The sequence below is a fragment of the Pseudomonas jilinensis genome, from assembly GCF_003586265.1.
Lineage (GTDB): Bacteria > Pseudomonadota > Gammaproteobacteria > Pseudomonadales > Pseudomonadaceae > Halopseudomonas > Halopseudomonas phragmitis.
The window spans coordinates 60,306-81,064 of sequence record NZ_QJSA01000002.1; the positions used below are offsets into that span (position 1 = coordinate 60,306).

15 protein-coding genes and 3 tRNA genes are annotated in these 20,759 nt (G+C 59.0%); 16 read left to right on the plus strand and 2 right to left on the minus strand.

Annotated features, from left to right (window positions below; genetic code table 11):
* The first annotated feature begins 263 nt into the window (after positions 1 to 263).
* The 7 genes from C2846_RS02260 to C2846_RS02290 all read left to right on the plus strand — a co-directional run bounded on the left by C2846_RS02260 (position 264) and on the right by C2846_RS02290 (position 9,304).
* A complete protein-coding gene (locus C2846_RS02260) occupies positions 264 to 977 on the plus strand; it encodes a GntR family transcriptional regulator (protein ID WP_080050294.1) in 714 nt (237 codons plus the stop codon).
* Complete coding sequence (gene prpB / locus C2846_RS02265; protein ID WP_080050295.1) at positions 967 to 1,854, plus strand: methylisocitrate lyase; 888 nt, start codon at positions 967 to 969, stop codon at positions 1,852 to 1,854. Before C2846_RS02260 ends, prpB begins: the two co-directional genes overlap by 11 nt.
* Before the next feature lie 70 nt (positions 1,855 to 1,924).
* Positions 1,925 to 3,085, plus strand: coding sequence for a bifunctional 2-methylcitrate synthase/citrate synthase (gene prpC / locus C2846_RS02270; protein ID WP_080050296.1), 1,161 nt, complete (start codon positions 1,925 to 1,927; stop codon positions 3,083 to 3,085).
* The gene (gene acnD / locus C2846_RS02275; protein ID WP_119700581.1) at positions 3,086 to 5,692 is read left to right on the plus strand and encodes a Fe/S-dependent 2-methylisocitrate dehydratase AcnD; all 2,607 of its coding nucleotides are present in this window, start codon (positions 3,086 to 3,088) and stop codon (positions 5,690 to 5,692) included.
* Positions 5,689 to 6,885, plus strand: a complete 1,197-nt coding sequence (gene prpF / locus C2846_RS02280; RefSeq protein WP_119700582.1) for a 2-methylaconitate cis-trans isomerase PrpF — start codon at positions 5,689 to 5,691, stop codon at positions 6,883 to 6,885. Before acnD ends, prpF begins: the two co-directional genes overlap by 4 nt.
* An 81-nt stretch (positions 6,886 to 6,966) precedes the next feature.
* Positions 6,967 to 8,451: a 2-methylcitrate dehydratase gene (prpD, locus tag C2846_RS02285; RefSeq protein WP_119700583.1), complete on the plus strand. Its 1,485-nt coding sequence runs from the start codon at positions 6,967 to 6,969 to the stop codon at positions 8,449 to 8,451.
* Positions 8,452 to 8,515: 64 nt separating this feature from the next.
* Positions 8,516 to 9,304 carry an SDR family oxidoreductase gene (locus tag C2846_RS02290; protein ID WP_080050300.1) on the plus strand — a complete coding sequence of 263 codons (789 nt, stop codon included), beginning with the start codon at positions 8,516 to 8,518 and terminating at the stop codon, positions 9,302 to 9,304.
* A 190-nt stretch (positions 9,305 to 9,494) separates the two neighbouring features.
* On the opposite strand, the gene folD is transcribed toward C2846_RS02290, so the two are convergent.
* Positions 9,495 to 10,349 carry a bifunctional methylenetetrahydrofolate dehydrogenase/methenyltetrahydrofolate cyclohydrolase FolD gene (folD, locus tag C2846_RS02295; RefSeq protein WP_080050301.1) on the minus strand — a complete coding sequence of 285 codons (855 nt, stop codon included), beginning with the start codon at positions 10,347 to 10,349 and terminating at the stop codon, positions 9,495 to 9,497.
* Between the two features lie 276 nt (positions 10,350 to 10,625).
* Between folD and C2846_RS02300 the strand changes: the two genes are divergently transcribed.
* The 9 genes from C2846_RS02300 (at position 10,626) to C2846_RS02340 (ending at position 19,880) form a co-directional block, all read left to right on the plus strand.
* A tRNA-Arg gene (locus C2846_RS02300) sits at positions 10,626 to 10,702 on the plus strand.
* Positions 10,703 to 10,738: 36 nt separating this feature from the next.
* Positions 10,739 to 10,814, plus strand: a tRNA-His gene (locus C2846_RS02305).
* A gap of 52 nt (positions 10,815 to 10,866) precedes the next feature.
* Positions 10,867 to 10,951 (plus strand) — tRNA-Leu (locus tag C2846_RS02310).
* Between the two features lie 173 nt (positions 10,952 to 11,124).
* Positions 11,125 to 12,465, plus strand: coding sequence for a trigger factor (gene tig, locus C2846_RS02315; protein ID WP_080050344.1), 1,341 nt, complete (start codon positions 11,125 to 11,127; stop codon positions 12,463 to 12,465).
* Positions 12,466 to 12,557: 92 nt separating this feature from the next.
* Positions 12,558 to 13,199, plus strand: coding sequence for an ATP-dependent Clp endopeptidase proteolytic subunit ClpP (gene clpP, locus C2846_RS02320; RefSeq protein ID WP_080050345.1), 642 nt, complete (start codon positions 12,558 to 12,560; stop codon positions 13,197 to 13,199).
* Positions 13,200 to 13,364: 165 nt separating this feature from the next.
* A complete protein-coding gene (gene clpX, locus C2846_RS02325; RefSeq protein WP_119700584.1) occupies positions 13,365 to 14,648 on the plus strand; it encodes an ATP-dependent Clp protease ATP-binding subunit ClpX in 1,284 nt (427 codons plus the stop codon).
* Between the two features lie 235 nt (positions 14,649 to 14,883).
* On the plus strand, positions 14,884 to 17,283 hold the full coding sequence (gene lon / locus C2846_RS02330) for an endopeptidase La (protein WP_119700585.1): 2,400 nt from the start codon (positions 14,884 to 14,886) through the stop codon (positions 17,281 to 17,283).
* Positions 17,284 to 17,493: 210 nt separating this feature from the next.
* Positions 17,494 to 17,766 carry an HU family DNA-binding protein gene (locus tag C2846_RS02335; protein ID WP_080050348.1) on the plus strand — a complete coding sequence of 91 codons (273 nt, stop codon included), beginning with the start codon at positions 17,494 to 17,496 and terminating at the stop codon, positions 17,764 to 17,766.
* Between the two features lie 236 nt (positions 17,767 to 18,002).
* Positions 18,003 to 19,880: a SurA N-terminal domain-containing protein gene (locus tag C2846_RS02340; protein WP_231705510.1), complete on the plus strand. Its 1,878-nt coding sequence runs from the start codon at positions 18,003 to 18,005 to the stop codon at positions 19,878 to 19,880.
* A 65-nt stretch (positions 19,881 to 19,945) separates the two neighbouring features.
* On the opposite strand, the gene fabI is transcribed toward C2846_RS02340, so the two are convergent.
* On the minus strand, positions 19,946 to 20,743 hold the full coding sequence (gene fabI / locus C2846_RS02345) for an enoyl-ACP reductase FabI (protein ID WP_080050350.1): 798 nt from the start codon (positions 20,741 to 20,743) through the stop codon (positions 19,946 to 19,948).
* Positions 20,744 to 20,759 lie beyond the last annotated feature (16 nt).

The following is a 20,759-nucleotide window of genomic DNA, read 5'->3' on the forward strand; positions in this document are numbered from 1 at the left end:
CAGGTTGGTACGTAGTCCGGTCGAAAAGTGCCCTGGCAGTGTCTCGATGCCGGTGATTGACGCTTCTGGTCGATGGTTGGCGGCAGGTATTGAAGAGAGATTGTGAGGGCTGTCCATGCATGGTCCTTAAGGTTGGCAGATTCTGAGTACAGAATAGCGTAATAAGGGTTTTTTGATGGATTGTTGACAATCTCGTGCGGTGAGGCGCATTATTCGCTCAGTTGAATCGTGTTGACCAATAATTTAACAAAGGTTGTCAACAATTGGCTGAAGCAGACACCCAGTCGCCCGCGCTCACCCTGTCCGACGGTGCCTTTGCCCGTATCCAGTCGGCAATCGTCAAAGGCGAGATTGCGCCGGGTACCCGTATCAGCGAGCAGTATCTGAGCAGTACTTTCGGTATTGGTCGTGGCCCGCTGCGCGAAGCCATCCGTCGGCTCGAGGGGCGGCGTCTGGTGGTGCGCATTCCGCATGCTGGGGTGCGTGTTGTTTCACTCAGCTATGCAGAGCTGATCGAGCTGTACCATGTGCGTGAAGCGCTGGAAGGCATGGCCTGTCGGTTGGCGGCGCAGAACATGAGCGATGAGGAAATCGCCGGTCTGCGTGAGGTGCTGGCGACCCATGAGAAACACAGTGGTCTCAAGGCCAACGAGTCCTATTATCAGCAGGAAGGTGATCTGGATATTCATTACCGGATCATTCAGGGCAGCAAGAACCAGACCCTCAGCGACATGCTATGTGGTGATCTCTACCACCTTGTGCGCATGTACCGCTACCGCTACTCCACTACGCCCAAGCGTCCGCAGCAGGCGTTCGCCGAACATCATCGAATCATTGAAGCCATCGCCGACCGTGATGGCGAGCTCGCGGAAATGTTGATGCGCCGCCATATCAGCGCTTCACGCCGCAACATCGAGCGTCGCATGCAACAGCAAGACGCGCCCCAAGATCCTCAGGAGGGACTGAATGATGAGTAATAGCCCAGGTCAACGTTTCCGTCAGGCGCTTGCTGAAGAGCAACCCTTGCAGGTTATCGGCGCGATCAACGCCAATCACGCCCTGCTGGCCAAGCGTGCCGGCTTTAAGGCCATCTATCTGTCTGGTGGTGGCGTCGCTGCCGGTTCGCTGGGTTTGCCGGATCTGGGTATCAACACTCTGGAAGATGTGCTGATCGACGTGCGCCGGATTACCGATGTCTGCGACCTGCCGCTGCTGGTGGATATCGATACCGGTTTTGGTCCCAGCGCTTTCAACATTGAGCGCACGGTCAAGAGCCTGATCAAGGCCGGTGCCGCTGCCGCGCACATTGAGGATCAGGTAGGTGCCAAGCGCTGTGGCCACCGCCCGGGCAAGGAAATTGTCTCGACCGAGGAAATGGTTGACCGGGTCAGGGCTGCGGCCGATGCCAAGACCGATCCAGACTTCTTCCTGATCGCCCGCACTGATGCTATCCAGGCCGAAGGCGTGGACGCCGCGATTGCGCGGTGCAAGGCCTATGTCGAGGCCGGTGCCGATGGCATTTTCGCCGAGGCCGCTTACGATCTGCCTACCTACGAGCGCTTCGTCAAGGAGCTGAATGTGCCGGTTCTGGCCAACATTACCGAGTTTGGCGCCACCCCGTTGTTCAGTCGTGATGAGCTGGCCTCGGTGGGGGTGGCCATCCAGCTGTATCCGCTGTCGGCGTTTCGGGCCGCGAACAAAGCGGCGGAAAATGTCTACACCGCGATTCGTCAGGAAGGTCACCAGAAGAGTGTGGTCGACAGCATGCAGACCCGCGCCGAGCTCTATGACCGTATTGGCTATCACGCCTTTGAGCAGAAGCTGGATGCGCTGTTTGCTGCCGGCAAGAAGTAATAAGCCGGTCCGGCCCCGCCCTGGTGGGGCTGTTGAATAACGACAATGATTGCCTGGAAGGAGATGAACGATGAGCACCAACGACACCACCACGCCGACGTTCAAACCGAAGAAGTCCGTTGCCCTGAGCGGCACCACCGCCGGTAACACCGCGCTGTGCACCGTAGGTCGCAGCGGCAATGATCTGCATTACCGCGGCTATGACATTCTTGATGTCGCCACCACCTGCGAGTTCGAGGAAATCGCTCACCTGCTGGTCCATGGCAAGCTGCCGACCATCGCTGAGCTGGCCGGTTACAAGACCAAGCTCAAGGCCCTGCGCGGCCTGCCGGCCGGGGTCAAGGCCGCGTTGGAACAACTGCCGCCGTCGGCGCATCCGATGGATGTGATGCGGACTGGCGTCTCGGTGCTGGGCTGCCTGTCGCCAGAGAAGGACGACCACAACCATCCCGGCGCCCGCGACATTGCCGACAAGCTGATGGCCTGCCTGGGTTCGATGCTGCTGTACTGGTATCACTACAGCCACAACGGCAAGCGCATCGACGTCGAGACCGATGACGATTCTATCGGGGGGCATTTCCTGCACCTGCTGCACGGCGAAAAACCGCGCGATTCCTGGGTGCGCGCCATGCACACCAGCCTGATCCTGTATGCCGAGCATGAATTTAACGCGTCGACCTTTACCTCACGGGTGATTGCCGGTACCGGCTCGGATATGTACTCCTGCATCGCCGGTGGTATCGGCGCCCTGCGTGGTCCCAAGCATGGCGGTGCCAACGAGGTCGCTTTCGAGATCCAGAAGCGCTACGACAATCCGGACGAGGCTGAAACCGACATCCGCGAGCGGGTGGGACGCAAGGAAGTGGTAATCGGCTTCGGCCATCCGGTCTATACCGTCGCCGATCCGCGCAACAAGGTGATCAAGGAAGTGGCCCGCGAACTCTCAGTAGAGCAGGGCAATACCAAGATGTACGACATTGCCGAGCGTCTGGAAAGCGTGATGTGGGAAATCAAGAAGATGTTTCCCAACCTCGACTGGTTCAGCGCCGTGAGCTACCACATGATGGGCGTACCGACTGCCATGTTTACCCCATTGTTCGTCATCGCCCGTACCTCGGGCTGGTCCAGCCATGTCATCGAACAGCGTATCGACGGCAAGATCATCCGCCCCAGCGCCAACTACGTCGGCCCGGAAGATCTGAAATTCGTCCCGCTCAAGGATCGCAAGTAAATGAACACTCAATACCGCAAACCCTTGCCGGGCACTGACCTGGACTATTTCGATGCCCAGGCGGCGGTCGATGCGATCGCGCCGGGCGCCTACGCCAGGTTGCCGTACACATCGCGGGTGCTGGCTGAGAACCTGGTGCGCCGTTGTGAGCCGGCGACCCTGACTGATTCGCTCAAGCAGTTGATCGAACGCAAACGCGAGATGGACTTCCCCTGGTATCCGGCCCGGGTGGTCTGTCACGACATTCTGGGTCAGACCGCGCTGGTCGATCTGGCTGGTCTGCGCGATGCCATCGCCGACAAGGGTGGTGATCCGGCCAAGGTCAATCCGGTGGTGCCGGTACAGTTGATTGTTGACCACTCGTTGGCGGTCGAATGCGGCGGTTATGACCCGCAGGCGTTCGAGAAGAACCGTGCCATCGAGGACCGTCGTAACGAAGACCGCTTCCATTTCATCGACTGGACCAAGTATGCGTTCAAGAATGTTGATGTGATCCCGCCTGGCAATGGCATCATGCACCAGATCAATCTGGAGAAGATGAGCCCGGTGATTCAGGCCCGTGACGGCGTTGCCTTCCCGGATACCTGCGTCGGTACCGACAGCCATACGCCGCATGTCGATGCCCTGGGGGTGATCGCCATCGGCGTTGGTGGTTTGGAAGCCGAGAACGTGATGCTTGGCCGTGCCTCCTGGATGCGTCTGCCGGACATCGTCGGTGTCGAGCTGACCGGCAAGCTGCAGCCGGGGATTACCGCCACCGACATGGTCCTGGCGCTGACTGAATTCCTGCGCAAGGAACGGGTCGTGGGTGCCTATCTGGAGTTCCGTGGTGCGGGTGCCGCCAGTCTGACCCTGGGGGATCGGGCGACCATCTCCAACATGGCGCCGGAATACGGTGCCACGGCGGCGATGTTCTTCATCGATCAGCAGACCATCGATTATCTGAAACTGACCGGCCGCGATGACGAGCAGGTTAAACTGGTCGAGACCTATGCCAGGCAGGCGGGGCTTTGGGCTGACAGCCTGGCTGATGCCGACTATGAGCGCGTGCTGCGTTTCGATCTGTCCTCTGTAGTGCGCAATATGGCTGGCCCGTCCAACCCGCATGCCCGGGTCGCCACCAGCGATCTGGCGGCCAAAGGGATCGCCGTGGGCCTGGAGCAGGCGCGTGCCCAGGAAGCTGAAGGCTTGATGCCCGATGGCGCGGTAATTATCGCTGCCATTACCAGCTGTACCAACACCAGCAACCCGCGCAACGTGATTGCCGCCGGCTTGCTGGCACGCAACGCTAACAAACTCGGCCTGACCCGCAAGCCCTGGGTCAAGACCTCGCTGGCGCCGGGCTCGCGGGTAGTGGCTGACTATCTGCAGGAAGCTGGTCTGACCCATGAGCTGGAGCAGCTTGGCTTCGGTGTGGTGGCCTTTGCCTGTACTACCTGCAACGGCATGTCCGGCGCGCTGGATCCGAAGATTCAGCAGGAGATTATCGACCGCGACCTGTATGCCACCGCCGTGTTGTCGGGCAACCGCAACTTCGACGGGCGTATCCACCCCTATGCCAAACAGGCCTTCCTGGCTTCACCGCCGCTGGTAGTGGCTTATGCGATTGCCGGGACTATCCGTTTCGATATCGAAAAGGATGTGCTGGGTGTTGTCGATGGCAAGGAAGTTCGTTTGCAGGATATCTGGCCGAACGATGAGGAAATCGATGCGGTACTCAAGGCCTCGGTCAAGCCCGAGCAATTCCGCAAGGTCTATATCCCGATGTTCGACATCACCCGCGACAACAGCGCCAAGGTCAGTCCGCTGTACGACTGGCGACCGATGTCCACCTATATCCGCCGCCCGCCATACTGGGAGGGAGCGCTGGCTGGTGAGCGCACGCTCAAGGGTATGCGTCCGCTGGCGGTACTGCCGGACAACATCACGACTGATCACTTGTCACCGTCCAACGCGATCATGATGGACAGTGCGGCTGGGGAATACTTGCATAAAATGGGCCTGCCGGAGGAGGATTTCAATTCCTACGCTACCCATCGCGGCGATCACCTGACCGCCCAGCGTGCGACCTTCGCTAATCCCAAACTGATCAACGAAATGGCCGTGGTCGATGGTCAGGTCAAGCAGGGCTCGCTGGCCCGGGTCGAACCTGACGGCAAAGTCATGCGCATGTGGGAAGCTATCGAAACCTACATGAACCGCAAGCAGCCGCTGATCATCATCGCCGGGGCCGACTATGGTCAGGGTAGCTCACGCGACTGGGCGGCCAAGGGCGTGCGCCTGGCCGGAGTCGAGGCGATCGTGGCCGAAGGCTTCGAGCGCATTCACCGTACCAATCTGATCGGCATGGGCGTACTGCCGCTGGAGTTCAAGCCGGGTACCACGCGCAAGACCCTGGGTATCGACGGCACTGAAACCTTTGACGTGCTCGGTGAGCGCAAGCCGCGTACCGAGCTGACCCTGGTCATCCATCGGACCAATGGTGAGGTGATCAAGGTGCCGGTCATCTGTCGTCTGGACAGCGATGAGGAAGTGTCGATCTACGAGGCGGGCGGGGTGCTGCAGCGCTTTGCTCAGGACTTCCTTGAGGCCGAGGCGACGGCATGAGTCATCCTGCACAAATCAAAATCCCCGCTACCTACATGCGTGGCGGTACCAGCAAGGGAGTCTTCTTCCGTCTGGAGGATCTGCCGTCCAGCTGCCAGGTGCCGGGTGCGGCGCGTGACAAGCTGTTCATGCGGGTGATCGGCAGCCCCGACCCTTACGCCAAGCATACCGATGGCATGGGTGGGGCGACGTCCAGTACCAGCAAGTGTGTGATTCTGTCGCGCAGCACGCAGACGGATCATGACGTGGATTACCTCTATGGCCAGGTGGCGATCGACAGCGCTTTTGTCGACTGGAGCGGCAACTGCGGCAACCTGTCGACTGCGGCGGGGGCTTTTGCCATTCATGCCGGGCTGGTGGATCCGGCACGGATTCCTGAAGACGGTATCTGTAGCGTCAGAATTTGGCAGGCCAATATCGGCAAGACCATCATTGCCCATGTGCCGATCAGTGCCGGACAGGTGCAGGAGACCGGTGATTTCGAGTTGGATGGGGTGACCTTTCCGGCGGCGGAAATTCAGCTGGAGTTTCTTGATCCGGCCGATGAGGGTGAAGGCGAGGGTGGCGGGGCGATGTTCCCTACCGGCAATCTGGTCGATGACCTGGTGGTGCCGGGTGTCGGCACCTTGGAGGTGACGCTGATCAACGCCGGTATCCCGACTGTGTTCGTCAATGCCGCCGCCATTGGTTACAGCGGCACTGAGCTGCAGGAGGCGATCAATGGTGACGCCAGGGCTCTGGCCATGTTCGAAGCCATTCGTGCCCAGGGCGCAGTGAAAATGGGGCTGATCAGCGACGTCAGTCAGGCTGCCAGCCGTCAGCACACGCCCAAGGTCGCCTTTGTCGCGCCGCCGGTCGACCATGTGTCCTCCAGCGGCAAGGTCGTCAAGGCTGGTGATATCGATCTCTTGGTGCGGGCGTTGTCGATGGGCAAGCTGCATCACGCCATGATGGGTACCGCAGCCGTGGCTATCGGCACGGCTGCCGCCATTCCAGGGACGTTGGTGAACCTGGCCGCCGGTGGTGGTGAGCGCCAGTCAGTGGTGTTCGGACATCCGTCCGGCACTCTGCGGGTTGGTGCCGAGGCGGTCCGGCTCGACGGCCAGTGGCAGGTCAAAAAGGCGATCATGAGCCGCAGCGCGCGGATCCTGATGGAAGGCTGGGTACGGGTGCCGGGAGACTGCTTCGAGTAAGCGGCTATGCTAGCTGGTGGCTGGTCGGGTACTCCGGTACCCGGCCGCATCCTGTCCTCAGTTCTGAGAAGGAGCCGCCTTATGAGTACTCATGCCGACCCCAATCTGCGCCCGGACTATGATCGGGTGTTACAGGACATCGCCGACTATGTCCTGGATTTTGACTCTCCCTCGCCTGAAGCTCTGGATACCGCCCGTTACTGTCTGATGGACAGCCTGGGCTGTGCACTATTGGCGCTTCGTTTTCCTGAATGCAGCAAGCACCTGGGGCCATTGGTGGAAGGAACCCTGGTGCTGCATGGTGCCCGGGTGCCGGGTACGGCGTTTCGCCTGGACCCGTTCAAGGCCGCCTGGGATATTGGTTGTCTGGTGCGCTGGCTGGACTACAACGATACCTGGCTGGCGGTCGAGTGGGGCCACCCGTCCGACAATCTGGGGGCGATTCTGGCGCTTGGCGATTACCTGGCACAGAAAAGTGTGGCTGGCGGTCGTGAGCCATTGCTGATGCGTGACGTGCTTGAGGCGATGATCATTGCTCATGAGGTCCAGGGCGTGATGGCCTTGGACAACGCCTTTAATCGGGTGGGGCTGGACCATGTCATTCTGGTGAAGCTGGCTTCGGCCGCAGTCAGTGTTCGCCTGCTTGGCGGTGGGCGTGCTGAGCTGTTGTCAGCCCTGTCGCAGGTGTTTGTCGACGGCCAGGCTCTGCGCACCTATCGTCATGCGCCCAATGCCGGTAGCCGCAAGTCCTGGGCCGCAGGTGATGCCAGTAGCCGTGGACTGCGCCTGGCGGATATTGCCATGCGCGGTGAAATGGGGATCCCCGGAGTGCTGACTGCCCCGCAGTGGGGGTTTTATGACGTGTCTTTCAGTCACATCAGCAAGGACTTGAGCACCAAGCCCGAGGCGCAGCGCCGATTAAGCCTGGCGCAGGGGTTTGGCTGTTACGCGATGGAGAATGTGCTGTTCAAGATCAGTTTTCCCGCTGAATTTCATGCCCAGACCGCCTGTGAGGCGGCTCTTGGATTGCATCCGCAGGTCTGTGAGCGTTTAGCCGAAATCGAGCGGATCGTCATCAGTACCCAGGATTCGGCAATCAGGATAATTTCCAAAACGGGTCCACTGACCAATCCGGCCGATCGTGATCACTGCCTGCAGTATATGGTTGCGGTGCCGCTGGTCTTTGGTGCGTTGACAGCCGATCACTATGAGGACGCTTTCCATGCGGCGCACCCGGTTATCGATGAGCTGCGCAGCAAGATGCAGGTAGTTGAGGATCCGCGCTATAGCCGCGAGTATCTGGAGCCTGATAAACGCTCGATTGCTAATGCGCTGCAGGTGTTCTTCGCTGATGGCTCCTGTACCGAGAAGGTCGAGGTCGAGTACCCGCTCGGGCATCGCCGTCGCCGGGCTGAAGGCATCCCGCTGCTTATGGAGAAGTTTCAGGTCAATCTGGCGAGCCGCTTTCCGGTGCGCCGCTGTACCGCGATTACCGAGCTGTGTTGCCAGCAGCAGGCTTTGGAAGATACCCCGGTGCACGAATTCATGGACCTATTCATGCTCTGAATGCCTGCGTCGCACTCAACAAAAAACCTCTAGACTGTGGTTTTGATCGACTCGGAGGTGCGCAATGAATCTGGATTTGACGGGCCGCAGAGCCCTGGTATGTGGGGCCAGTCAGGGAATCGGTGCTGCTTGCGCCCGGCAGTTGGCTGAACAGGGTGCCGAAGTGGTGCTGCTGGCCCGTTCCGTGGAGCGGTTGCGAGCTGTGGCCGATAGCTTGCCGGCGGAGTCTGGGCGTCGCCATAGCGTGATAGCGGTGGATGCGAGTGACCGGGTGGCGCTGGTTGCTGCAGTTCAGGCTGAACTGGAAGAGGCCGGGCCGTTACACATCTGGGTCAATAATACCGGTGGCCCGGCACCGGGGCCGGCGCATGCGGCCGAGCCGGAAGCCTATGCGGCGGCTTTTGCTCAGCACCTGGTCAGCGCCCAAGCGCTGCTGCAGGTGTTGTTGCCTGGGATGCGTGAGGCTGGTTATGGGCGCATCCTCAACGTGTTATCGACCTCGGTCAAGCAGCCTATCGCCAATCTAGGGGTCTCCAACAGTATTCGCGCGGCCATGGCCAACTGGGCCAAGACGCTGGCCAGTGAGCTGGGGCCGGATGGCGTTACCGTAAATAATGTGCTGCCGGGGTTGACCCGTACTCCGCGTCTGGAAAGTCTGATCAGCCATCTGGCGCAGGCCGGTGGTAAAACCGAAGAACAGGTGGCTCAGGGGATGCTGGCCGGTATCCCGGTGCGGCGCTTTGCCGAGCCGGAAGAATTTGCCAGTGCGGTGGGATTTCTTGCTGCGCCGGCTGGTGCCTATATCAACGGTGTCAATTTGCCGGTAGATGGTGGAAGTACCGGCTGCCTGTGATCTAAGGAACCTCTGAAAAACTACCTGCGTCGGCAATACTGCGTTAAAAACAGCCTCAAAATGCTCATTTACACCGCGTAAACTGCGCTTTTTCGGCTGTTTTTGCGGGGCCGCCATCGGTATTGTCTTGCCTGCCTCGCCTACGTTTCTCAGAGGTTCCCTACCCAGCGGCAGCCGGTGCTTCCGGTTGCTAGCCGTGCAGATGCTCGCAGGCGTGCAGGGTGTTTTCCAACAGGCAGGCCCGGGTCATCGGACCGACGCCGCCGGGTACCGGGGTGATCCAGCTGGCGCGCTGGGCGGCGACTTCAAATTCGACGTCGCCACACAGACGGCCATCTTCCATGCGGTTGATCCCGACATCGATGACGATGGCGCCGGGCTTGATCCACTCGCCCTTGACCAGGCCCGGCTTGCCGGCGGCCACAACTACCAGGTCGGAGCGGCCGACGTGTTCGGCCAGGTTCTTGGTGAAACGGTGGGTGACGGTGGTGGTGCAGCCGGCCAGCAGCAGCTCCAGTGCCATGGGCCGGCCAACGATGTTGGAAGCGCCGACTACAGTAGCGTCGAGACCATAGGGATCAACGCCGGTGCTACGCAGCAGGCGAATGATGCCCAGTGGGGTGCAGGGGCGCAGCAGCGGCATGCGCTGGGCCAGACGGCCAATGTTATAGGGATGGAAGCCGTCGACGTCTTTATCCGGGCGGATCCGCTCGAGCAGCAGCGAGGCGTCCAGATGGGCCGGTAGCGGAAGCTGGACCAGAATGCCGTCGATCTCGGGATCTTCGTTAAGGGTGTCGATCAGCCCCAGCAGTTGCTCCTGGGTGGTGTCGGCAGGCAGATCGTGCGAGCGGGAAATGAACCCGACCTCTTCACAGTCCTTGCGTTTGTGGGCGACATAGACCTGTGAGGCGGGATCCTGGCCAACCAGGATTACGGCCAGGCCGGGCAGGCGCAGGCCCAGGCGTTGACGTTCAGCGACCTTGTCGGCGATCTCGCGGCGAAGATTGGCGGCAATCTGTTTGCCGTCGATGAGTTTGGCGTTCATGTGCTTCCTGACGCAGATAAAGAATGGCGGCCATTGTCGCATGGCGGGGGCTCGGGCAAAAGGGTATGGCGGCTTGCGGTTTAAGCTACTCAAATAATTCAAAAAAATTCATTGTTCGGCGTTGACGTGGGGTAGGGGGCTGAGTATGATTCGCCCCGCTTCACAAACACAGCGACAGCAGTGATTGGAAGGCGACCAGGCTCCCCGGTGCTGCTCGGTAACCCCTTGTAGCCTGAGCATTTTCAGATACCCTAGGGTATCGGTGATGTGCACAAGGCGCCCGTAGCTCAGCTGGATAGAGCATCCGCCTTCTAAGCGGATGGTCGCAGGTTCGAGTCCTGCCGGGCGTGCCACAGCACGATGGGCTGGAAGTTTGAAGCAGGTTAATGGTGGGCGTAGCTCAGTTGGTAGAGCACAGGATTGTGGCTCCTGGTGTCGTGGGTTCGATTCCCATCGTCCACCCCATTTTTCTTCAAAGGCGCCAGACCCCGGTCTGGCGTCTTTGTTTCAGCGTTTCGCGGACGTGGTGAAATTGGTAGACACGCTGGATTTAGGTTCCAGTGCCGCAAGGTGTGAGAGTTCGAGTCTCTCCGTCCGCACCATCTTTCTCTGGTTTTTCATTCCAGGCCTGCATATTGCCAGGCTTGCGCTGTCTGTCAGGTCTTCAGTTGTTTTTGTTATTCGGCCAATGATGACTTCTCGGTATCAAGCGTCTAGAATGTTGACCCTTTAGAATTTGTCCAAACCACAATCTGTCTGTTCACGAGGACTCTCCATGCAAGTTTCGGTTGAAACCATCTCCGGCCTTGAGCGCCGCATGACTGTAGGCATTCCGGCCGAGCGGATCGAAAACGAGGTCAACAAGCGTCTGCAGCAGACCGCTGGTCGTGCCCGTGTTGATGGTTTCCGTCCTGGCAAGGTGCCGATGAGCGTGATTCGCAAGCGTTTTGGCGCTTCGGCTCGTCAGGAGGTGATCGGCGATGTGATCCAGTCTTCTTTCTACGAAGCCATCATGCAAGAGAAGTTGAACCCGGCTGGCGCTCCGAGCGTTGAGCCCAAGCAGCTTGAAGAAGGCAAGGACTTCGAATACATCGCCACCTTTGAAGTTTATCCGGAAGTTGCTCTGGCCGACTTCGCCGGCATCAGTGTTGAGCGCATCGAGTCCGAAGTGACTGACGCCGATCTGGACAACATGCTGGATATCCTGCGCAAGCAGAACACCCGTTTCGAGGCTGCCGAGCGTGCCGCCGAGAATGGCGATCAGGTCACCATCGACTTCGTTGGTAAGGTCGACGGCGAAGTTTTCGCTGGCGGCAGCGCTACCGACACCAATCTGGTGCTGGGTTCGGGTCGCATGATCCCCGGTTTTGAAGAAGGGCTGGTTGGCGCCGCCGCCGGTGAAACCCGTACCCTGAACGTGACCTTCCCTGAGGACTACCAGAACCTGGATCTGGCCGGCAAGGCCGCTGAGTTCGAAGTCACTGTCAAGGCTGTGGCTGCTGCCGTGCTGCCGGAGCTGGATGATGAGTTCTTCGCCCGTTTCGGGGTCGAAGCTGGTGGTCTCGAGGCGTTCCGTGCCGAGGTTCGCAAGAACATGGAGCGTGAGCTGCGTCAGGCCATCAAGACCAAGGTCAAGAGCCAGGTGATGGATGGTCTGCTCAAGATCAACAGCGTCGAAGTGCCCAAGGCTCTGATCAGCAGCGAAATCGATCGTTTGCGCGTCCAGGCGGTTCAGCAGTTCGGTGGTGGTGCCAGCTTCAAGCCGGAGAACCTGCCGGCCGAGCTGTTTGAAGAGCAGGCCAAGCGTCGTGTCAGCCTGGGTCTGATCGTTGCCGAGATCGTCAAACAGAACGAAATCAAGCCGGACAACGACCGTGTACGTGCAATGATCGAGGACCTGGCTTCGGCATATCAAGAGCCTGAGCAGGTCGTCAACTGGTACTACCAGAATGAGCAACAACTTGGCGAAATTCAGTCGGTTGTGCTGGAAGAACAAGTGGTGGATACTGTGTTGCAGAAGGCTCAGGTGACCGACAAGCAGGTCTCCTACGAAGACGCCGTCAAGCCCGCTCAGCCAGCAGCGGTCGAGGAAGGCGAGGCGGACAGCGACGCTTAATAGGATGCGCCGCTAATCAACGCACCACGAGAGCCAGCCTTCGGGCTGGCTCTCGTGTTTTTGCGACAGGCAAACTGGAGTGACATCGATCCATGATCCATAACAGCAACTTCAATCAACTCCCACCTGAAGTTCAGGCCGCTGGCGGGCTGGTGCCCATCGTTGTTGAGCAGTCGGCGCGCGGCGAGCGCTCCTACGATATCTATTCGCGCCTGCTCAAGGAGCGGGTGATCTTCCTGGTAGGCCAGGTTGAAGACTACATGGCCAACCTGGTGGTGGCTCAGTTGCTGTTCCTTGAGTCGGAAAACCCCGACAAGGACATTCACCTGTACATCAACTCTCCGGGTGGCTCGGTGACCGCTGGTATGGCGATCTACGACACCATGCAGTTCATCAAGCCGAATGTCAGCACTCTGTGCATCGGCCAGGCCTGCAGCATGGGTGCCTTGCTGCTGGCCGGTGGTGCGCCGGGCAAGCGCTTCTGCCTGCCGCATGCACGGATGATGATCCATCAGCCGCTGGGTGGCTTCCAGGGTCAGGCTTCGGATATCGAAATCCATGCCCGTGAGATTCTGTTCATCAAGGAACGGCTGAACAAGGTGCTGGCGCATCACACCGGCCAGTCGCTTGATGTGATCGCCCGTGACACCGACCGTGATCGGTTCATGAGTGGTTCAGAAGCCGTCGAATACGGCCTGATTGATCAGATGCTGGAACGCCGCGACGGCGTGTAATTGGCGCTTTTGCGTCAATGAAATACCGGGGCTCGCCGCCAGGACGGGCCTCAAACACAGGTTTTGCTGGCCGCAGCATGGCTGGCATTGGCCGGATCGTACTTGCAAAGTGGCGTTGTTGCCTTCATCTTTGTGACATGAGCGATTCGTAAGTAGGGGTTTTAGATGACCGATATGAGTGGGAAGGGTGAAGACAACGGCAAGCTGTTGTACTGCTCCTTCTGTGGCAAGAGCCAGCATGAAGTGCGCAAGCTGATTGCCGGCCCTTCGGTATTCATCTGCGATGAATGCGTTGATCTGTGCAACGACATCATTCGTGAGGAAGTACAGGAAAGCCAGGCTGAGAGCAGTGCTCAGAAATTGCCTGCGCCCAAGGATATCTGTGCGATTCTGGACCAGTATGTGATTGGTCAGCAGCGCGCTAAAAAAGTATTGTCGGTAGCGGTCTACAACCACTACAAGCGGCTCAATCAGCGTGACGGCAAGGATGACGTCGAGTTGGGCAAGAGCAACATTCTGCTCATCGGTCCGACAGGCTCGGGCAAGACCTTGCTGGCCGAGACCCTGGCGCGTCTGCTCAATGTGCCGTTCACTATTGCTGACGCCACCACTCTGACCGAGGCCGGTTACGTGGGTGAGGATGTCGAGAACATCATTCAGAAGCTGCTGCAAAAGTGCGACTACGATGTCGAGAAGGCGCAGATGGGGATCGTCTATATCGACGAGATCGACAAGATTTCGCGTAAATCGGACAACCCCTCGATCACCCGCGATGTCTCTGGTGAGGGTGTGCAGCAGGCACTGCTCAAACTGATCGAGGGCACTGTGGCTTCAGTGCCGCCACAGGGTGGTCGCAAGCATCCGCAGCAGGAGTTTCTGCAGGTTGATACTCGCAATATCCTGTTCATTTGTGGTGGTGCCTTCGCCGGTCTGGAGAAGGTCATTCGTGATCGCTCCGAGAAAAGCGGTATTGGCTTCAACGCCACCGTGCGCAGTCAGGACAATGGCAAGAAAGTTGGCGAGACGCTCAAGGATGTCGAACCGGAAGATCTGGTACGTTTTGGCCTGATTCCCGAGTTCGTTGGCCGTCTGCCGGTTATCGCTACCCTCGACGAACTGGACGAGGATGCGCTGATCCAGATCCTGACCGAGCCGAAGAATGCGCTGACCAAGCAGTATGCGCGCCTGTTCGATATGGAAGGGGTTGAGCTGGAGTTCCGTAGTGATGCGCTCAAGGCCATTGCCAGTCGGGCGCTGGAGCGCAAGACCGGGGCCCGAGGTCTGCGCTCTATCCTCGAGAATGTACTGCTTGAGACCATGTATGAAATCCCCTCCGCCGAGCATGTCAGCAAGGTGGTTATCGATGAAAACGTGATCGGTGGCGACGCCAAGCCGTTGCTGATCTACGAGTCAGTCGAGCAGCCACCCAAGGCAATGCCGGAAGACTGAGTAGCAAAGCAAAAGCACTCGTCCGTTTGCGGACGAGTGCTTTTTTGTTTTTTGTGCGCCTTGCCCGCCAGTCGGCGGATTGTGGGGTGTTGCATCCCTCCCGTGGTTCAGATGTTGTGTTGCAGTATGTGATGCTGCTTGTTTTTTTCTGCGCGAGCCCCCATCTTGGATTCATGAACTATTCATACTCCGGGTCCGTCTCCGAGGCGGTCCCCCTTGCGAGCGAGCTTCAGCCATGACGACTTTCAGCGAATTCCCGCTTCTGCCGCTACGTGACGTGGTGGTCTATCCCCATATGGTCATTCCTCTGTTCGTGGGGCGCGACAAATCGATTCGGGCCCTGGAAGCTGCCATGTCCAGCGACAAGCAGATCCTGCTGGTAGCCCAGCGTGATCCTGGCGAGGACGATCCGGCCCAGCAGGGGCTGTATCGCATGGGTACCCTGGCCACCATCCTGCAACTGCTGAAACTGCCTGATGGCACCGTCAAGGTGCTGGTCGAAGGCGAGCAGCGGGTGCGCATCGATCAGATCGACGAGATCGATGGCTATCAACTGGCGTTGGGCGAGCCGCTGGATGAAGTGGCTCTGGATGAGCGCGAATCGGAAATTCTGGTTCGCAGTCTGATGAGCCAGTTCGAACAGTATGTCCAGCTTGGCAAGAAAGTGCCTTCGGAGGTGGTTTCGTCCTTGAGCGGGATTGATGATCCCAGTCGTCTGGTCGATACCATGGCGGCTCATCTGGCCCTGAAGCTGTCGCAGAAGCAGGACATTCTTGAAATCCTGCCCCTGCGCGAGCGGGTGGAGCATGTGCTCGGTGTGCTCGATGCCGAGATCGATCTGCTGCAGGTGGAAAAGCGCATTCGTGGCCGGGTCAAGAAGCAGATGGAGCGCAGCCAGCGCGAGTACTATCTGAACGAACAGATGAAGGCTATCCAGAAAGAAATGGGTGGTCTGGATGAAGGTCATAGTGAGCTGGAAGACCTGAAGAAGAAGATCGATGATGCTGGCATGAGCAAAGAGGCACATGCCAAGACAACTGCTGAGCTGAACAAGTTGAAGATGATGTCACCGATGTCGGCCGAAGCCACGGTGGTGCGTTCCTATATCGACTGGCTGACTGGTGTGCCGTGGCAAAAGGCGAGCAAGGTCCGGCATGACCTCAAACGTGCCGAAGAGGTGCTGGAGGCAGATCACTACGGCCTGGAAGAGGTCAAGGAGCGGATTCTCGAGTATCTGGCAGTACAGAAGCGGGTGCGTAAGCTCAAAGGCCCTGTGCTGTGTCTGGTGGGGCCTCCGGGGGTGGGTAAGACTTCGTTGGGTGAGTCGCTGGCGCGCGCCACCAATCGCCAGTTCGTGCGCATGGCTCTGGGTGGTGTGCGTGATGAAGCCGAGATCCGCGGCCATCGACGCACCTACATCGGTTCGATGCCGGGCAAGCTGATCCAGAAAATGACCAAGGCCGGGGTCAAGAACCCGCTGTTCCTGCTCGACGAGATCGACAAGATGGGTTCGGACATGCGTGGTGATCCGTCATCGGCTCTGCTCGAGGTGCTCGATCCGGAACAGAATCATGCGTTCAACGATCACTATCTGGAGGTCGATTACGATCTGTCCGATGTGATGTTCATCTGTACCTCCAACTCGATGAATATCCCGGCTCCGCTGCTTGATCGCATGGAAGTGATCCGCATCCCCGGTTATACCGAGGATGAGAAGGTCAACATTGCCCGTCGCTACCTGCTGCCCAAGCAGATCAAGAACAACGGGCTCAAGAAAGACGAGCTGCAGGTCCCGGACCAGACGCTGCGCGACATCATTCGCTACTACACTCGTGAAGCCGGTGTGCGGGGTCTGGAGCGGCAGATTGCCAAGCTCTGCCGCAAGGTGGTCAAGGAACAGGTCGGTGGCAAGGCCAAGCATTCGATCGTGGTCGAAGGTGAGCTGCTGGAAGAGTATCTGGGAGTGCGCCGGTTCAAGTACGGGCTGGCCGAAGAGAAGGATCAGGTCGGTCAGGTGACTGGGCTGGCCTGGACCCAGGTTGGCGGCGAACTGCTGAGTCTGGAGGCCGTGGTGGTGCCGGGCAAGGGCCGGCTGACCAATACCGGCTCACTTGGCGATGTGATGAAAGAGTCGATCAGTGCGGCCCTGACTGTGGTGCGTAGTCGCAGCCACAGCCTGGGACTGGCGCCGGACTTCCATGAAAAGCAGGACATCCATATCCACGTGCCGGAAGGGGCTACGCCCAAGGATGGCCCCAGTGCCGGGATTGGTATGTGTACCGCGCTGGTGTCGTCTCTGACCGGGATTCCGGTGCGTGCCGATGTGGCTATGACTGGTGAAATTACCCTGCGGGGCCAGGTGCTGGCGATTGGCGGCTTGAAGGAAAAGTTGCTGGCGGCACACCGTGGCGGGATCAAGACAGTGGTGATTCCGCACGATAATGTCCGGGATTTGAAGGAAATTCCCGATAACATCAAGCAAGATATCGAGATCAAACCAGTAAAATGGATTGACGAGGTGCTGCAGATTGCGCTGCAATACATGCCGGAACCCCTGAAGGAAGGGGTTGAAGAGATGGTTGCAAAGGATGACAATCGTGAGGCTGACGCCAAGGAGCGTATCAGTACTCATTGAGGTACGACGGATCGGATGTCATGTTTGATTCCCCTGGGGGCAGGCTGCAAGTCCGATTGCTGACACCACAAGCATTCCTTGACATGGTTTTTGGCCGCTTGCTATAAAGCGGCTTCGATCCAGCCAAGCTTGCTGACTGGCCAGCTTTGCTTAGACCACAAGTTTTACATAACGACTAACTACTCATTGAAATGGATAAGGGGACTTAGAGTGAACAAGTCTGAACTGATTGATGCTATCGCCGCATCCGCTGATATTCCGAAAGCTGCTGCCGGTCGTGCTCTGGACGCCGTCATCGAGTCCGTAACCGGTGCCCTGAAAGCGGGTGACTCGGTTGTTCTGGTTGGCTTCGGTACTTTTGCGGTCAAAGAGCGTGCTGCCCGTACTGGCCGTAACCCGCAGACTGGTGCCCCGATCGAAATCAGCGCTGCCAAGATCCCCGGCTTCAAAGCTGGCAAGGCTCTGAAAGACGCGGTCAACTGATCGCGTCCGAGACTGACAGGGCCGTTGCATACTGACGGCACGCAGAGCCCGGCAGAATCAGTTCTAGCTCGGTTCGCAGGCCTGACAGTCCGGGCTCCATCAGTCCCGAAAGGCGCATCCCACCCGGTGCGCCTTTTTTGTTGCACAGCAGGTTTGACGGAATGAGCGGGTCTCCGGCATTCCAGGCCAATGCACTGGCCGTACAATAACAGTTTGGGGGCACGATGCTTCAGAGAATGAGGGACAATGCGCAGAGCTGGGTCGCCAAGGTGATCGTCGGCGTCATTGTGCTGATTTTTGCTTTGACGGGCTGGGAATCGATCAGCCGTTTTACTAGCAACGAACAGAAAGCCGCTGAGGTCAACGGCACCGTCATCAGTCGGATGGAGCTGGAGCAGGCAGTCTCCCTGCAACGCCGCCAACTGATTCAGCAAATTCAGCAGATGGGCAACGACGCGTTCGACCCGAGCATGATCGATGAGCAGCGCCTGCGTACTTCGGTACTCGAAGGTCTGATCGAGCGTGCCTTGCTGATCAAGGGCGCAACCGATGCGCGCTTCAACGTATCTGAGGCCATGATCGATCAACTGATTCTGGCTACCCCCGATTTTCAGGTGGGCGGGCAGTTCGACGCGAACCGTTTCGATGTAGTGATCCGCAACATGGGCATGAGCTCGCGTCTGGCGTTTCGCGATATGGTTCGTCAGGAGCTGCTGATCGCCCAGTTGCGCAATGGCTTTGAGGCGACCGCCTTCGCCACTCCGGCTGAGCGTCTGCACCTGGCCCGGCTGGAAAAGCAGACCCGGGATTTTGCCGTTATCGAACTCGAGGCGAATCTGGATGCCGTCGAGATTCAGGACGAGGACATTCAGGCATATTACACCGCCAATCAGGCTCGCTTCATGACTCCCGAGCAGGTGGTTATTGAAAGTCTGACCCTGTCGCGCAGTGGCTTCTTCGACCGCGTCAGCATCGACGAGGCGGCGGTTGAAGGCCTCTACCAGCGTGAAGTTGGCAATCTGGCCGAGCAGCGCCGGGTAGCCCATATCCTGATCGAGTCCACGGGCGAGGAAGGTCGTGTGCGTATTGAGGCCGCGCGTGAGCGCCTTGAGGCTGGCGAAGACTTTGCCACAGTCGCCCGTGAAGTGTCTGAAGATCCGGGCAGTGCCAACGATGGCGGTGACCTTGGCTACGTCGTGCGTGGCAGCTTTGATCAGGCGTTTGACGATGCACTGTTCGCCCTGAACGAGGGCGAAGTCTCAGAGCCGGTCCAGACCAGCTTCGGTTACCACCTGATCAAGCTCACTGCGATCCAGGCGCCGGATGTGCCCAGCCTGGAATCAATGCGTGACAGTCTTGAGCAGGAACTCAAGGCTGAGCAGGCCGAGCGACTGTTTGTGGAGGCCTCTCAGGAGTTGGCCAACTTGGCCTATGAGTCGCCTGATCTGGTCGAACCGGCCCGCGCCCTGGGGCTGGATGTAGTCACTACTGGTCCGGTCAGTCGTAATGGCGGCGAGGGCATCACCTCCAGTCCGCGAGTCATGGCTGCGGCCTTCGATGAAGACGTATTGCTTGACAAGCGCAACAGTCCGCTGATCGAGCTGGATGCTGACACTGCGGTTGTGGTACGAGTCAAGGAACATCTGCGCCCAGAGCAACGGCCCCTCGACGAGGTGCGTGATGAGATTGCCGACCTGTTGCGCTACGAGCGTGCTGTGGCTGGGGCCGAGCAACAGGCTGCCGAGCTGGTCGGCGGGTTGCGTAGCCGTGACCTGGATGGCGAGGCCGTGGCTGCACAGGTTGGCTCACAGTGGCAGACCCATGAGGCGGTCAGCCGGGCCAGCACTGAAGTGGCTCAAGGCTTGCTGCGTGAGGTATTTGCACTGGCCAGGCCGTCAGAGGCCGAGCCGAGCTACGGACACTTCCGTCGCCCTGATGGTGGTCAGTGGATCGTTCGTCTGACCGGGGTCGCAACTCCAGAGGCATTGGAGAGCGAAGCTGAGTCGCCGCTGTATCAGCGCTTTATTGCTGGCCAAAGCGGTGAGCAGGATTTCGCCGCGGTGCAGGAGCGTCTGCGTGAGACGGCCGATATCGAGCGTTACATTGGCCGTTGAGCTTTAGTCTCAGCAACAAAAAAACCGCGCCATAAGCGCGGTTTTTTTGTGGGGCAGGCCTGAGCTTATTCGTCGTCCAGTCCAGCCATGGCGGTGATGTTGAAGCCGCCATCCACGTAGGTGATTTCACCGCTGACGCCCGAAGCCAGGTCGGAGCAGAGGAAGGCACCGACGTTGCCGACTTCTTCAATAGTAACGTTGCGACGCAGTGGAGTCTGGCGCTCGTTATGAGCCAGCATCTTACGGAAGCTCTTGATGCCCGAGGCCGCCAGAGTACGGATCGGACCCGCGGAAATGGCGTTGACCCGGGTGCCTTCCGGGCCCAGGCTGGTGGCCAGATAGCGCACGCCGGCTTCCAGGCTGGCCTTGGCCATGCCCATGACGTTGTAGTTAGGCATGGTCCGCTCGGCACCGAGGTAGGATAGGGTCAGCAGGCTGCCGTTGCGACCCTTCATCAGTTCACGGCCTGCTTTGGCCAGGGCTACAAAACTGTAGGCGCTGATATCGTGGGCGATGCGAAAGCCCTCACGGGTGGTGACTTCGGTGAAGTCGCCATCCAACTGATCGCCCGGGGCAAAACCTACCGAGTGGACGATGCAGTCCAGGCCGTCCCACTGTTTAGCCAGGTCCGCGAATACCTGCTCGATCTGGGCATCGTCGGCAACATCGCAGGGGAAGCACAACTCCGGACCGGAGCCCCAGCCCGCGGCGAACTCTTCGACCCGCCCCTTGAGCTTGTCATTCTGGTAGGTGAAGGCCAGTTGCGCGCCTTCACGGTGCATGGCCGCGGCGATGCCTGAGGCAATCGACAGCTTGCTGGCTACGCCAACGATGAGTACGCGCTTTCCGCTGAGAAATCCCATGGTGTGCTTTCCTGTA